The following is a 13,013-nucleotide window of genomic DNA, read 5'->3' as shown; positions in this document are numbered from 1 at the left end:
GACAATTATTTTATAGCCAGTTTAGAATTATTTTTCTCAAAATACGGTACGTAATGTAACAGACGCTCTTTAATCATATCTGTCACTCCATCTCCAGTAATGGTTGCTCCTGAAATAGCATCAACTGCATTATCATCCTTATCATTACCACCACTATATCCTTTTTGAACAGCTATTCCGACAAGCTCGTCATTAGCGTTAAAAATCTTTTCATTCACAAAACGCTCCTGAAACCAAGATTGAGTTATTTCAGCTCCAAGTCCTGGTGTTTCACCTGCGTGATCGAAAATTGTTCCTTTCACGGTGTTCATATCTTCTTTTAGAGATATATAACCCCAGATTGCATTCCAAAGTCCAGCTCCTCTCAATGGCACGATATAAAATTTCTCACCATCTACATCAGCTACGAACAGTGGAAATCTTTGCTCTTCCACAGGCTTCTTAAGCTCTTTGTTAAGTTCTATTTTAAAAGCATCTACACTTTCATCCACCGTTCCGTCTGCCTTAAGAGAAAGCTCTTCTTTAATGAATTCATCATATTTAGCCTGAGCTCCATCTCTTTCAACTTCGACACCGATGGTATGCAAAATACTTTGCATTTTTTCGTTTCTTACATTCTCTTGCTGACGTGGTTTTAATGACACTGCTGTAAATGATAATACGGAAGCCACTATCACAACCATTATCGCCGCAAATGAAAATATATATATATTACTATCTCTGTTCATCGTTATGCTGTTTTAACTTTTGCTGCCTCCAGACGCTTCTTTCTTCTTTTAACGTTTGCCTCAATCACATAATGATCGATTGTTGGAGCAAAGACATTCATTAATAAAATAGCAAGCATTACACCTTCCGGATACGCAGGGTTAAATACTCGAATCATGATACAAAAGATACCGACTAATATCCCGTAGATCCATTTCCCTTTAAAGGTTTGTGCGGCAGACACAGGGTCTGTTGCCATAAATACAATACCAAAAGCAAAACCACCTACCATTAAGTGTTGATACCAAGGGAAACTCATTAATGCATTAACACCCCAAAGATTGAATAGAAGTCCCATAAATGCAGCTCCTATAATACCTCCTATCATAATTCTCCAGCTACCTACCCCGGTAAGTATTAATATAGCGGCACCTACAAGGATCCATAAGGTTGACGTTTCTGCTATCGAACCTGGAATAGATCCGGCAAACATGCTCCACATATCATAACCTGCATCTCTTCCGGCTGCCAAACTACCAAGAATAGTTTCTCCTGAAATTGCGTCTACATTCGTTGCTTCTGAAACCCATACTTTGTTACCAGACATATAGGTTGGATATGCAAAAAATGCAAAGGCTCTTGCGGTTAGTGCAGGATTCAAAATATTCATTCCTGTTCCACCGAAGGCTTCTTTACCGATTAAAACAGCAAATGCAACTGATACAGCTACCATCCATAACGGAATATCAACTGGCATGATCATCGGAATTAACAACCCGGTAACCAAGTACCCTTCATTAACCTCGTGACCTCTATAAATTGCAAAAGCGAATTCTATTGCTAAACCTACCACATAAGAAACAACAATCATTGGAACTATTTTGGCAGCTCCATGAAGAAACGCATCCATAAAAGTGAATGACTCTCCTAATTGGGTGAAATGTTGATATCCGGTATTATAAATTCCATAAATCAATGCAGGTAATAAGGCGATGACCACTGTAATCATCGTTCTTTTTAAGTCTACTGCATCTCTTATGTGAGCACCTTTTTTAGTGGTATGATTAGGTACAAAAAGAAAAGTATCGAATGCATTTACGGCTGGCGCAAACTTCTCCCACTTTTCGCCTTTTCCGAAAGGCTTCTTAAGTTGATCTAATTTATTTCTTAAAAAACTCATAGTTACTTATTTGTTTAACCAACTTCTTTGATCATTAAGTCCAACGCTCCTCGAATAATTGATTGTGCCTCTAACTTAGAAGTAGATGTATAATCAATTAATGCAAAATCTTCAGGAGCAACTTCATAGATACCAAGATTTTCCATCTTCTCGATATTCCCAATCATACATTCTTTAATCAGTTGCATCGGGTAAATATCTATAGGCATTACTTGTTCCATTTCTCCGGTAACAACTAAAGCTCTTTCTTCTCCGTTCAGGTTTGCATTCACCTTATATTTCTTATTTGGGAATAACCATGCCAAAGAAGTTCTGGACATACTTGGAATATTATTGTCCTTAAATGGCAACCAACCGAAGATACGATACTCATTCCCTTCAGGAATCAGTGTAACTGTATTATGATAATAGCCAACAGCAGCATTGTTTCCTATTTTATCTCCTGTAAGAACATCTCCGCTGATAATTCTAACAGAAGCAGGAACAGCTCCAATAACATCTTTAACGTTACTTCCTATCTTAACTTTGAAATACTGTGCTTTAGGAGCTTCAGTACCAGCTACAGCAAGAACTCTGGTAGCTTCAAATTTACCGGTCCTGAATAAGGATCCAATAATTGCTACGTCTTCAGGGTTAACAACCCATACACGTTCTCCTGCGTTAATAGGGTCTATGTGATGTATTTGTACTCCAACATTCCCCGCAGGGTGTGGCCCGGAAACTTTATGGATTTCAACCCCGCTAACTTCATTCAAAAATGAATTAGCATTTTTGTCTACAGACAAATGGGTTTTACCCGTTGTTAGTTTTGACAATGCATCTATCCCTGCCTGGAAGTCTTCTTTTCTATCTTTCAGAATAAACTCGATATCTGCTGCTAAAGGAGCAGAAGCGTACGCTGAAATAAAGATAGCTTTAGGACTGTCTTCAGGATTAGCAATTACATCATACGGACGTTGCTTGATAAACGGCCAACATCCGGATTCTAACAAATGAGTCTTTATCTCCTCTGAAGAAAGATCAGCTGGGTTTTTCACCCCAAATTCTTTGTAATCATCTGTTGCATCTGCATCGATGATCACCTCAAGAATCTTTCTTTTAGCTCCTCTTTTTACCTCGGAGATCGTTCCGCTCACCGGAGTTACAAATTTTACCGAATCGCTATACTTAGAAAAGAAAATCACATCTCCTGCTTTAACAGCATTACCTGGTTTTACAACCATTTTAGGAGTTACATTGTGAAAATCGGTAGGTTTTATAGCGAAGGTTTTAGATCTAGGCACATCAGAAATCAGTCTTTCTGCCTCGCCTTTAAGCTTTAAATTTAAGCCTTTCTTAATCTTAATGTCATTTGACATACTACTCGTCTAATTGAAATCAGGTTAATTCAAAATCGCTGCAAATTTATGAATTAAAAGATTCTTTCCATAATAAAAGGCTACATTTTTCGGGTTCGACAACACAGCTAATCAAAGTATTCTTTTTAACTATATTTGACAGTTAAAGTTCAAAATCATGAAACACCTACTGATAATACTATTATTCACCCTTCATAACCCCCTATTAACACAAGCTCAAAAACAAAAAGAAGTTGCACCTCCCGATTACATCAAAACCATTATATTTAAAGGAAGTAACGAGGCTGACCAGTTTCCCATAGTGAGGCTAAACGACCTAATCACCCTCACTTTTGACGACCTGTATGCTGACGAAGCGGACTACTATTATAAAATTGAACATTGCGACTTCGACTGGAAGCCTTCTGACATTGTGAAATCTCAATACTTAAAAGGCCTTGACAACCAGCGCATCACAAATTACCGTAATTCTGTTGCAACTCTAAAACCCTACACGCATTACGAACTAAAAATCCCAAACCAGCAAACCAGGGTAACACGCAGTGGCAACTACATTTTAAAAATATTTAACAGTTATGACGAACTCATGTTTTCGAGAAGATTCATCGTGTATCAAAACGCTGTTAGCGTAGGGGTTACGATCAAAACATCGCGGGATTTAAACCTCATCAATTCAAAACAAGTAGTACAATATACGGTCAACACCAACAACCTAAACATCGTAAACCCACAACAAGAACTCAAAACCGTGATTCTTAAAAACTACCATTGGGACACCGCAATTAAAAACATCAAACCTCAGTTTATATCGGGAAACCAATACACCTATAAATACGATAAGGAAACTGCATTTAATGGCGGTAATGAATATTTATATTTTGAAAACAAGGACATTCGGGTTCCTGCGAATAAAATCAGACACGTTGAACTAAACGACATTTACGAACATCACCTATATACCGACGAAGATCGCAGCAATCAACTCTACACCTACAATCCTGACATTAACGGAGACTTTAGAATTTCGTCTTTAGAAAGCGAAAACAGCTACCAGGCGGATTATGCCAATGTTCATTTCAGCATCCCTTACGAGAATAAACTTGGCTTTAACCAGGTGTATATTTACGGGAAGTTTAATAATTATGAATTGTCAGAAGAAAACAAGTTAGCGTACAATGAGGAGCACAACTTAATGGAGGGTAGCATCCTACTCAAACAAGGGTTTTACAACTATAAATATATTCTCGTTGATGAAGAAGGAAAAAAAGATCTCCATTATTTTAGCGGAAATCATTCAGAAACGGAAAACGAATATTTAGTTATTGTCTATTATCGTAATTTTGGTCAGAATTATGACAGTGTCATTGGAATCGGATCAGCCAACTCAACTAACATAACCAAACAATGAGCATACCTTCAGAATACAAAGGGAGATACCAATTAAAGTACAGAGGCAACCAATGCCTAAACTGCAATCATCCACTTGATTTGAGTGATAAATACTGTCCGCATTGCTCTCAAATGAATTCTACCAAGAAGATCACCTTCAAAGATTTAATCATAGAATTTTTCGGATCCATTATCTCTTACGATTCCAGATTCAGAAAAACTATGAGTTCCCTACTATTCAAACCAGGCAAAATTACCAGGGAGTACATTTCAGGAAAGCGTATGACTTACGCCAACCCATTTAGGTTTTTTCTTAGTGCGGCCATTATATATGCCTTTGTTTTTGGGTTCACCAGGGATTTCTCTGATTTAGATCTCGCAATGGAAGACCAAAACTTCATCAACATTGTTAACTCAAATGATTCCAGAGAAAGAGATTCAATTTTTGCTGAAAAAGATGAAAAACCATTAAAGGAAGCAAGCACTCTATTGGCCTCTAATCTAAAAAAGAGAGACTTTATCACGCTTAAAAATCCGAAAAAAACCTTCGACTCTATCAACAACATGCCATCTTCATTAAATCGCTTTATCTATAAAGCAGGACTGTTTGAAAGAGGAATTAATAATAAATATTTTTTCACCTACCAAAAAGCATTAGATACATTACAAATAGATTCAAGTTTTGAGAACAAGCTCTCTTTTAACGTAGCCCATAGCATCGTAAGAATAGAGCGACAACCCGGAACTTTTGTAAACACTCTTATTTCAAGAGTTCCGTTTATGATATTCTTTTTCCTTCCGGTGTTTGCGGTATTCATCTGGTTGCTATATTTAAGAAGAAATTTCACCTATATGGATCATTTGGTTTTTAGTTTTCACACTCAAACCACTTTCATTATACTTATTACGATTGCCTTTATAATTGACAATATCGTAGAACTTTCAGCGATATCTATTGCCCTGATCTTGTTTCTCTTATACCTTTATAAGGCCATGCGAAACTTTTATCAGCAAGGTAGATTTAAAACTATTGTTAAATTCACCATTTTAAACTCATTTTTTTTTATTTTAGCAGTTATTGCTATAACTATCTTGTTTTTAGCAAGCGCAATTACCTATTAAAATGATGGTTACACAGATCACAAAAGGCATTAAAATCTCTGTAGAGACTAGTTTTGAAGGAACCTTCTTCAAAAACCAGCACATTAACTTTGCCTTTGGATATAAGATTACCATTGAAAATCAAGGTAAAGACACGGTTCAACTCACTGCCCGACACTGGCAAATTTTTGATTCACTCAATGACATTGAAGTGGTAGATGGTGAGGGAGTTATCGGAAAAAAACCTGTTTTAAAGCCAGGCGAGACCCACACCTACAGTTCCGGCTGCTTATTAATCTCTCCAATTGGCTCTATGCGAGGCTATTACGATATGGTAAATTTCACATCAACCAGAAAATTCCGGGTTTACATTCCCACCTTTAAGCTCTACGCTCCTTTTGCTTTAAACTAACCACAACCTTTTGGTTGTTTTTGTTTTTCAAACGTTTGAGGTTTATTACCTTTGGCCAAAATTATATAAACAGTAAAAATAGAGTTAATTATGTCAAAAGGTTTTTTCCATGTTCCTAAGGCTGTAAACGAGCCAGTAAGGTCATATGCTCCGGGTACTCCTGAAAGAGAGTCCGTTTTGAAACAATATAAAGAATTCTACAACAGTAAAGTAGATGTTCCGCTTTATATCAATGGAGAAGAAATTAGAACAGGTAATACCAGGACCATGTCTCCCCCACATGAGCATCAACATATATTAGGCGAGTATCATCTTGCTGAAAAATCACATGTAGATAAAGCTATAAGTACTGCGCTTGAAGCCAGAGAAAAATGGGCTAACCTTTCATGGGAGCAAAGAACTGCCATCTTTTTAAAAGCAGCAGATTTAATCGCGGGTCCTTACAGAGACAAAATGAATGCTGCAACCATGCTTGCGCAATCAAAAAATATTTTTCAGGCTGAAATAGACTCAGCTTGTGAGATCGTTGATTTTTTACGTTTCAACGTTGAGTACATGACTCAAATTTACAACGATCAACCAATTTCTTCGGAAGGAATTTGGAATCGAGTTGAATACCGTCCACTAGAAGGGTTTGTTTACGCTGTATCTCCATTCAACTTTACTGCTATTGCAGGTAACCTACCTACAAGTGCAGCGTTGATGGGTTGTGTGGTTGTATGGAAGCCTAGCGACAGTCAGATATACTCAGCAAAAGTGATCGTCGATGTTTTAAAAGAAGCTGGTGTTCCTGACGGAGTTATCAATGTTGTATATGGAGATCCTGAAATGATTACAGATACGGTATTGGCAAGTCCTGACTTTGCTGGAATCCACTTTACCGGATCAACAACAGTATTTAAAAACATCTGGCAAAAAATCGGAAACAACATTCACAACTACAAGACTTATCCTAGAATCGTAGGTGAAACTGGTGGTAAGGATTTCATCATTGCTCACCCTTCATCAACACCGAAGCAGGTGGCAACTGCCATTTCCAGAGGTGCCTTTGAATTTCAGGGACAAAAATGTAGTGCCGCATCGAGAGTTTACCTTCCTAAGTCAATAGCTCAGGAAGTATTAGATTTCGTAAAAGAAGATGTAGCCTCTTTCAAAATGGGATCACCAGAAGACATGAGTAATTTTATTACTGCTGTTATCCACGAAGGTTCTTTCAATAAACTTGAGAGCTACATTAACAAAGCCAAGGAGAGTAATGAAGCTGATGTTATTATCGGTGGTCATTGCGACAAATCTACTGGTTATTTTGTTGAGCCAACCGTAATATTAACCACGAATCCTCAGTATGAAACAATGACAACTGAGCTTTTCGGACCGGTTGTAACAGTTTACGTATACGAGGATGATCAATGGAGTGAAACCTTGAAATTGGTTGATCAGACTTCTGAATACGCCCTTACGGGAGCTATCTTCTCCAATGATCGCTACACAATAGAGGAAGCGACTCAGGCACTTCAAAATTGCGCTGGTAACTTTTATATTAATGACAAGCCGACTGGAGCTGTTGTAGGACAACAACCATTTGGTGGAGCGAGAGCATCAGGAACCAATGACAAAGCTGGCTCTCCATTGAACCTTTTACGTTGGGTTTCTCCTAGATTAATTAAAGAGACCTTTGTTACACCTGTAGATTACAGATATCCTTTCTTAGGAGAATAAAAACATAAATTCATTTCAAAAAAGCCCGGTTTAACCGGGCTTTTTTTATTTAAGGAAACATAATCAAGATCTTCTTATGTAAATTTAACGTTAATTAATTGTAAACTTAATGTTTATTACGTAATTTAAAGGTGTTGAAAAATCCCTTAATTATGGAAACAAATGACAAATATTGTATTGTAAACATTAAATACACCGTCTTTGAAAAAAATTTGGAAGGCGAAGATTTCCACATAGAAGAAAACTCAAAAAAAATAGTACTTTCCGACGCAATTAAGGACATCAATGAAGAGTTTCAACAAATAGAAAACTTCCTTAAAAAACAACATCAAAAGGAAGCTACATCGATGTTTTCCAGAATAAAAAAGTACATCAGGCATCATCTTTATACCTGGAAAAATGAATACTATGAGTTGTTGAAAATTTAAAACCTATTTATATTTCATAGGCAGGTATACTACTTTTTTGGTTTCAAAGAAAGGTTCATCAAAGTAATCCTTTAGCTGGAACAGCTTCACCGTTTCGTACACCTCCAATTCTTCAGTCAAATCGCCTCCTTTCAGGTATAGGATTCCGTTTTTCAATTCGTGTTTCTGGGATTTCGCTATTTTCCCTCTTACCCATTTTACAAAATCAGGCATATTGGTAACCGCCCTACTCACGATAAAATCAAATTGAGCTTTCACTTTATTAGCCCTGATATGTTCTGCTTTGACATTCTTCAACCCCAGCGCTTCTGCAACCCCTTGAACTACTTTTATTTTTTTTCCTATCGCATCTATCAGGTAAAAATCAGTTTCCGGAAAAAGAATTGCCAGAGGAATTCCCGGAAAACCTCCACCGGTTCCAACATCCAGTACTTTAGATCCAGGCACAAATGGCTGAACCTTTGCGATTCCCAGTGAATGCAACACATGCCTTTCATACAACTGATCTATATCCTTTCTCGAAATTACATTTATTTTAGCGTTCCATTCTTTATATAAATCTTCCAGCTGATTGAATTGATTTTGTTGAATTTCCGTTATTTCAGGAAAGTATTTTAATATAAGTTCTGTAGACATGCATGAAAATTTTAACAAAAGTACCATTTTGTTGGCTTAAGTTTAGAATAAAATATACTTATTAACCAGTTATAATTTTTATTTTTGGCCCCATAATACATTTAGACCGGTCAATAATAATCTGGCAGATGCGTTATATTGAAAATGATTTGTAGAAGAAGAGATTAACTTATTATTATGAATACACCCACAATTAGATTCTCAAGAAGAGACAAGACGCAGTTTTTTAAAACGCTTAACAAAAGAGTAAACAGTTATTTTAAAGAACAGAATATAAAGAAAACAGGAAACTGGAAGTTATACTTTAAGACCATTATCATGTTCTTAATCTTCCTTACTCCTTACTTTTTAATTTTAACCATAGACATGAATCAATGGTTACAATTACTATTGACCATTGTAATTGGTATTGGAATGGCCGGTGTTGGGATGAACGTTATGCACGACGGTAATCACGGCTCTTATTCTTCCAAACCATGGCTTAATAAAATAATGGGTAGCAGTATTTACATCCTGGCAGGAAATGTATACAACTGGAAAGTACAACACAATGTATTACACCATACTTACACAAACATTCACGGACATGATGAGGATCTTGATGCAGGAAGAATTATTCGTTTTACAAAACATGCCGAATGGCATAGATTCCATAAGTTTCAACATTACTATTCCGTGTTCTTATATGGATTGTTAACTCTTAATTGGGCTATCACAACGGACTTTAAACAAATGAGAAACTATCTTAAGAGAAAACTTTCATACGGTAAGTTCCCAAGTCCGGCTAAAGAATGGAGTGTACTGGTTATCACAAAAATCATATACATGACTATTTGGATCGTATTACCAATGCTTATCCTCGACATTGCCTGGTGGAAGGTTCTTATCGGATTCTTTGCTATGCACTATACTGCAGGATTGATTTTAAGTATCGTTTTTCAATTGGCACATGTTGTTGAAGAAGTTGAAACCCCTCTTCCTGAGGAAGATGGTTCTATACAAAATACCTGGGCTATTCACCAGTTATTTACCACAGCAAACTTCTCTACCAAGAACAAAATCGTTAATTGGTTTACAGGTGGTCTTAACCACCAGGTAGAGCATCATATTTTCCCTAACATCAGTCATATACATTACACAAATATTTCTAAAATTGTTAGAGAAACAGCGAAAGAGTTCAATTTACCTTACAACGAGTACAGAAGTACAAGAAAAGCTATAATTTCGCATTTCAAACACCTTAAAGAATTAGGTAGAAAGCCAAAGATGGCATATTAATTAAATCAAATTAAAGCTGAATTAACCACCAATGAAAGAGCATTTATCAGAGCGTGTAGTAAATATGGCTACATCTGCTACGCTAGCTATGGCTGCAAAAGCCAGAGAACTTAAAGCTGAAGGAAAAGATATTATAGGCTTAAGTTTAGGTGAACCGGATTTCAATATTCCGGAATTTATCAAAGAAGCTGCTAAAGAAGCTATCGATCAAAATTACAGCAGCTACCCACCGGTAGATGGATATGCTGACCTTAAGCAGGCTATTATCAATAAATTTAAAAGAGATAACAATCTAACATACACTCCTAACCAAATTGTTGTTTCTACAGGAGCTAAGCAATCGCTTGCGAATGTAGCTCTTGCAATGATCAATCCAGGAGACGAAGTTATCTTACCTGCACCTTATTGGGTTAGTTATTCTGAAATTGTAAAGTTAGCCGAAGGGATTCCTGTAGAAGTTTCAACTTCTATAGAAAATGATTTTAAAATGACAGCGGAACAATTGGAGGCTGCCATTACCCCTAAAACTAAAATGCTTTGGTATAGCTCTCCTTGTAATCCATCAGGTTCGGTTTACAGTAAGGAAGAGCTGGAGGCCATCGCGGCTGTTTTAAGAAAGCACCCGGACATCTATATCGTTTCTGACGAGATTTACGAACATATTAATTTCGGAGAAGGTCATACGAGTATTGCCGAAATTGACGGGATGTACGATCGTACCATTACTGTTAATGGTGTATCTAAAGCGTTTGCTATGACCGGATGGCGAATTGGTTTTATCGGCGCTCCTGAGTTTGTTGCCCGAGCTTGTAATAAAATACAAGGACAGGTAACCAGTGGCGCAAATGCTATCGGACAACGAGCTACTATTGCAGCTCTTGATGCTCCGGTAAGTAAAATCCAATTCATGATAGACGAATTCAAGAAAAGACGTGATTTAGTCTTAGGACTTCTTGAAGAAATCGAAGGATTTAAACTTAATGTACCTGAAGGTGCTTTTTATGTATTTCCTGACATCTCATCCTTCTTTGGTAAAACGGTAAAAGGAAGAAAAATAAACAACGCATCTGATTTCGCTATGCTCCTTCTTGAGGAAGCCAATGTAGCGACCGTAACAGGTGAAGCATTCGGTGATCCAAATTGCATTAGAATATCTTATGCTGCTTCAGAAAAAGAATTAAGAGAAGCAATTGGCAGAATTAAAGAAGCATTGTCATAGTTTCCGGATCTTATAAAATTTAAAAAGCCTTGTTTCTACGAAACAAGGCTTTTTTTATATATACTCTTAAGAAGCTATCTCTCTATTACTATGTTCGTTTCCAGAAATAAGGCGTCATCAGTATTAACACTGTAAATAATTCAAGCCTACCCAATAACATCAAAAATGAACACCACCACTTGCCCAGGTCCGGTAAGCTATTAAAGTTAGCCAAAGGGTGTAACTGACCAAAGGCAGGACCAACATTTCCTAAGGAAGAAGCTGCACCACCGATCGCCGTTTCAAAATCAAGACCTAAAAATCCCAGCACCAGAGCACCTATTATAAACAATAACATATATAAGATAAAAAAGCCTAATATGTTGTATATGATGTTCTCTGTAACCATTTTTCGATTATAGCGAACCGGAATCACGGCATTTGGATGCAATGTTCTTTTAAACTCCAGCAATCCATTTTTTATCATTAACATGTGCCTTACCACCTTAACACCTCCTGAGGTAGATCCTGCAGACCCTCCCAAAAACATCAGGCCAAAGAAAAACACTGTTAAAAAGGTAGTCCAACTGGTAAAATCAGCGGTAACAAAGCCCGTAGTCGTCACCACAGAAATTACTTGAAACAAGGCATGTCTAAAGGCACTCTCTCCTTCTCCCCAGACCATCGGATGGTATTCACTTAATTCCACATTAGCCTGAAAATATACCACTAATGCCGAAATAACAGTAAATGCAATTATAAATCTGAAATAGTATTTAAACTCATCATCCTTAATAACCCTTTGAATTTTTCCTTTAAAGGCAAAGTAACTCAAAACGAAGTTCGTACCTGCCAAAAACATAAAAAGTATTACTATATATTGGATAATTGGGTTATGATTCCAATGAGCAAGACTGGCATTCTTAGTAGAAAAACCACCTGTTGACAAGGTTGCCATCGAATGATTAACAGCGTCGAAGAAACTCATTCCAGCCAGTTTTAACAGTAAGGTTTCCGCCAATGTATAGCCAACATAAATCAACCATAAACGCTTTGCTGTATCCGTAATCCTGGGGTGCAGTTTATCGGCACTTGGACCCGGTGCTTCTGCAGCGAAGAGCTGCATTCCTCCTATCCCCAGCAACGGCAAAATCGCAATTGCCAGTACAATAATCCCCATTCCCCCAATCCAATGAGTCATGCTACGCCAGAATAGAATACCCTCCGGCAAAGACTCAATATCATCCAGTATTGATGCTCCGGTGGTAGTATAACCACTCATGGTCTCAAAAAACGCATTGGTAATATCGGGAATTGCTCCTGTAAATAAATAGGGAAGCATCCCGGTAATTGTCATGAAAACCCATCCAAAGGTCACTACCATATACCCTTCACGCTTTTTAATCTCCTTTTTATGCTCTTTGGTAGCAAACATAAAAAGCGTACCCAAAAGGGTGGTGCTTATTCCGGCAAAAGACATTTCCAGGGTAACCCCATCCTTATAGATAGCGCTGACAACAGAGGCCAACAGCATGAACACTCCATTACAGAGCATCAACAATCCCATTAAGTGAAAAATGATTTTGGTATTCAGCCTTTTTGCCAT

General features: G+C 37.3%; 12 protein-coding genes. 7 read left to right on the top strand and 5 right to left on the bottom strand.

The window, feature by feature from the left end; translation table 11 throughout:
• Nucleotides 1-5: 5 nt before the first annotated feature.
• The 3 genes from nqrC to BM361_RS06155 are packed head-to-tail and all read right to left on the bottom strand — an operon-like array spanning nucleotide 6 to nucleotide 3,246.
• Nucleotides 6-728: an NADH:ubiquinone reductase (Na(+)-transporting) subunit C gene (nqrC, locus tag BM361_RS06165; protein ID WP_038266057.1), complete on the bottom strand. Its 723-nt coding sequence runs from the start codon at nucleotides 726-728 to the stop codon at nucleotides 6-8.
• A gap of 2 nt (nucleotides 729-730) precedes the next feature.
• The gene (locus BM361_RS06160) at nucleotides 731-1,888 is read right to left on the bottom strand and encodes an NADH:ubiquinone reductase (Na(+)-transporting) subunit B (RefSeq protein WP_038266060.1); all 1,158 of its coding nucleotides are present in this window, start codon (nucleotides 1,886-1,888) and stop codon (nucleotides 731-733) included.
• 14 nt (nucleotides 1,889-1,902) lie between these two features.
• On the bottom strand, nucleotides 1,903-3,246 hold the full coding sequence (locus BM361_RS06155; protein ID WP_074977655.1) for a Na(+)-translocating NADH-quinone reductase subunit A: 1,344 nt from the start codon (nucleotides 3,244-3,246) through the stop codon (nucleotides 1,903-1,905).
• A gap of 157 nt (nucleotides 3,247-3,403) precedes the next feature.
• Between BM361_RS06155 and BM361_RS06150 the strand changes: the two genes are divergently transcribed.
• The 5 genes from BM361_RS06150 (at nucleotide 3,404) to BM361_RS06130 (ending at nucleotide 8,295) form a co-directional block, all read left to right on the top strand.
• On the top strand, nucleotides 3,404-4,654 hold the full coding sequence (locus BM361_RS06150; RefSeq protein ID WP_074977653.1) for a type IX secretion system plug protein: 1,251 nt from the start codon (nucleotides 3,404-3,406) through the stop codon (nucleotides 4,652-4,654).
• The gene (locus BM361_RS06145; RefSeq protein ID WP_074977651.1) at nucleotides 4,651-5,757 is read left to right on the top strand and encodes a DUF3667 domain-containing protein; all 1,107 of its coding nucleotides are present in this window, start codon (nucleotides 4,651-4,653) and stop codon (nucleotides 5,755-5,757) included. The genes BM361_RS06150 and BM361_RS06145 overlap by 4 nt, the downstream gene beginning before the upstream one ends.
• A 4-nt stretch (nucleotides 5,758-5,761) precedes the next feature.
• Entirely contained in the window at nucleotides 5,762-6,148 is a 387-nt protein-coding gene (apaG, locus tag BM361_RS06140) for a Co2+/Mg2+ efflux protein ApaG (protein WP_038266536.1), read from the top strand.
• Nucleotides 6,149-6,238: 90 nt separating this feature from the next.
• Nucleotides 6,239-7,867: an L-glutamate gamma-semialdehyde dehydrogenase gene (gene pruA / locus BM361_RS06135; protein ID WP_038266071.1), complete on the top strand. Its 1,629-nt coding sequence runs from the start codon at nucleotides 6,239-6,241 to the stop codon at nucleotides 7,865-7,867.
• A 152-nt stretch (nucleotides 7,868-8,019) separates the two neighbouring features.
• A complete protein-coding gene (locus BM361_RS06130; protein WP_038266073.1) occupies nucleotides 8,020-8,295 on the top strand; it encodes a hypothetical protein in 276 nt (91 codons plus the stop codon).
• Between the two features lie 3 nt (nucleotides 8,296-8,298).
• On the opposite strand, the gene rsmG is transcribed toward BM361_RS06130, so the two are convergent.
• The gene (gene rsmG, locus BM361_RS06125; protein ID WP_074977649.1) at nucleotides 8,299-8,931 is read right to left on the bottom strand and encodes a 16S rRNA (guanine(527)-N(7))-methyltransferase RsmG; all 633 of its coding nucleotides are present in this window, start codon (nucleotides 8,929-8,931) and stop codon (nucleotides 8,299-8,301) included.
• A 177-nt stretch (nucleotides 8,932-9,108) separates the two neighbouring features.
• Between rsmG and BM361_RS06120 the strand changes: the two genes are divergently transcribed.
• Together BM361_RS06120 and BM361_RS06115 are read left to right on the top strand one after the other, a co-directional pair.
• Entirely contained in the window at nucleotides 9,109-10,209 is a 1,101-nt protein-coding gene (locus tag BM361_RS06120; RefSeq protein WP_038266078.1) for a fatty acid desaturase family protein, read from the top strand.
• A gap of 31 nt (nucleotides 10,210-10,240) precedes the next feature.
• The gene (locus BM361_RS06115) at nucleotides 10,241-11,428 is read left to right on the top strand and encodes a pyridoxal phosphate-dependent aminotransferase (protein WP_038266081.1); all 1,188 of its coding nucleotides are present in this window, start codon (nucleotides 10,241-10,243) and stop codon (nucleotides 11,426-11,428) included.
• 88 nt (nucleotides 11,429-11,516) lie between these two features.
• Here BM361_RS06115 and BM361_RS06110 read toward each other — a convergent pair whose 3' ends face one another.
• The gene (locus tag BM361_RS06110; RefSeq protein ID WP_254785738.1) at nucleotides 11,517-13,013 is read right to left on the bottom strand and encodes a TrkH family potassium uptake protein; all 1,497 of its coding nucleotides are present in this window, start codon (nucleotides 13,011-13,013) and stop codon (nucleotides 11,517-11,519) included.

Source organism: Zhouia amylolytica (assembly GCF_900116365.1).
Lineage (GTDB): Bacteria > Bacteroidota > Bacteroidia > Flavobacteriales > Flavobacteriaceae > Zhouia > Zhouia amylolytica.
This window is presented reverse-complemented; position numbering and strand designations above follow the sequence as displayed.

Bases quoted from the DNA above. Each gene is read 5' to 3' on its own strand.
- BM361_RS06155 (WP_074977655.1), bottom strand. From the start codon at position 3,246: ATGTCAAATGACATTAAGATTAAGAAAGGCTTAAATTTAAAGCTTAAA.
- BM361_RS06145 (WP_074977651.1), top strand. From the start codon at position 4,651: ATGAGCATACCTTCAGAATACAAAGGGAGATACCAATTAAAGTACAGA.
- BM361_RS06150 (WP_074977653.1), top strand. From the start codon at position 3,404: ATGAAACACCTACTGATAATACTATTATTCACCCTTCATAACCCCCTA.
- nqrC (WP_038266057.1), bottom strand. From the start codon at position 728: ATGAACAGAGATAGTAATATATATATATTTTCATTTGCGGCGATAATG.
- rsmG (WP_074977649.1), bottom strand. From the start codon at position 8,931: ATGTCTACAGAACTTATATTAAAATACTTTCCTGAAATAACGGAAATT.
- BM361_RS06130 (WP_038266073.1), top strand. From the start codon at position 8,020: ATGGAAACAAATGACAAATATTGTATTGTAAACATTAAATACACCGTC.
- BM361_RS06160 (WP_038266060.1), bottom strand. From the start codon at position 1,888: ATGAGTTTTTTAAGAAATAAATTAGATCAACTTAAGAAGCCTTTCGGA.
- BM361_RS06120 (WP_038266078.1), top strand. From the start codon at position 9,109: ATGAATACACCCACAATTAGATTCTCAAGAAGAGACAAGACGCAGTTT.
- BM361_RS06115 (WP_038266081.1), top strand. From the start codon at position 10,241: ATGAAAGAGCATTTATCAGAGCGTGTAGTAAATATGGCTACATCTGCT.
- BM361_RS06110 (WP_254785738.1), bottom strand. From the start codon at position 13,013: ATGGCAAAAAGGCTGAATACCAAAATCATTTTTCACTTAATGGGATTG.
- pruA (WP_038266071.1), top strand. From the start codon at position 6,239: ATGTCAAAAGGTTTTTTCCATGTTCCTAAGGCTGTAAACGAGCCAGTA.
- apaG (WP_038266536.1), top strand. From the start codon at position 5,762: ATGGTTACACAGATCACAAAAGGCATTAAAATCTCTGTAGAGACTAGT.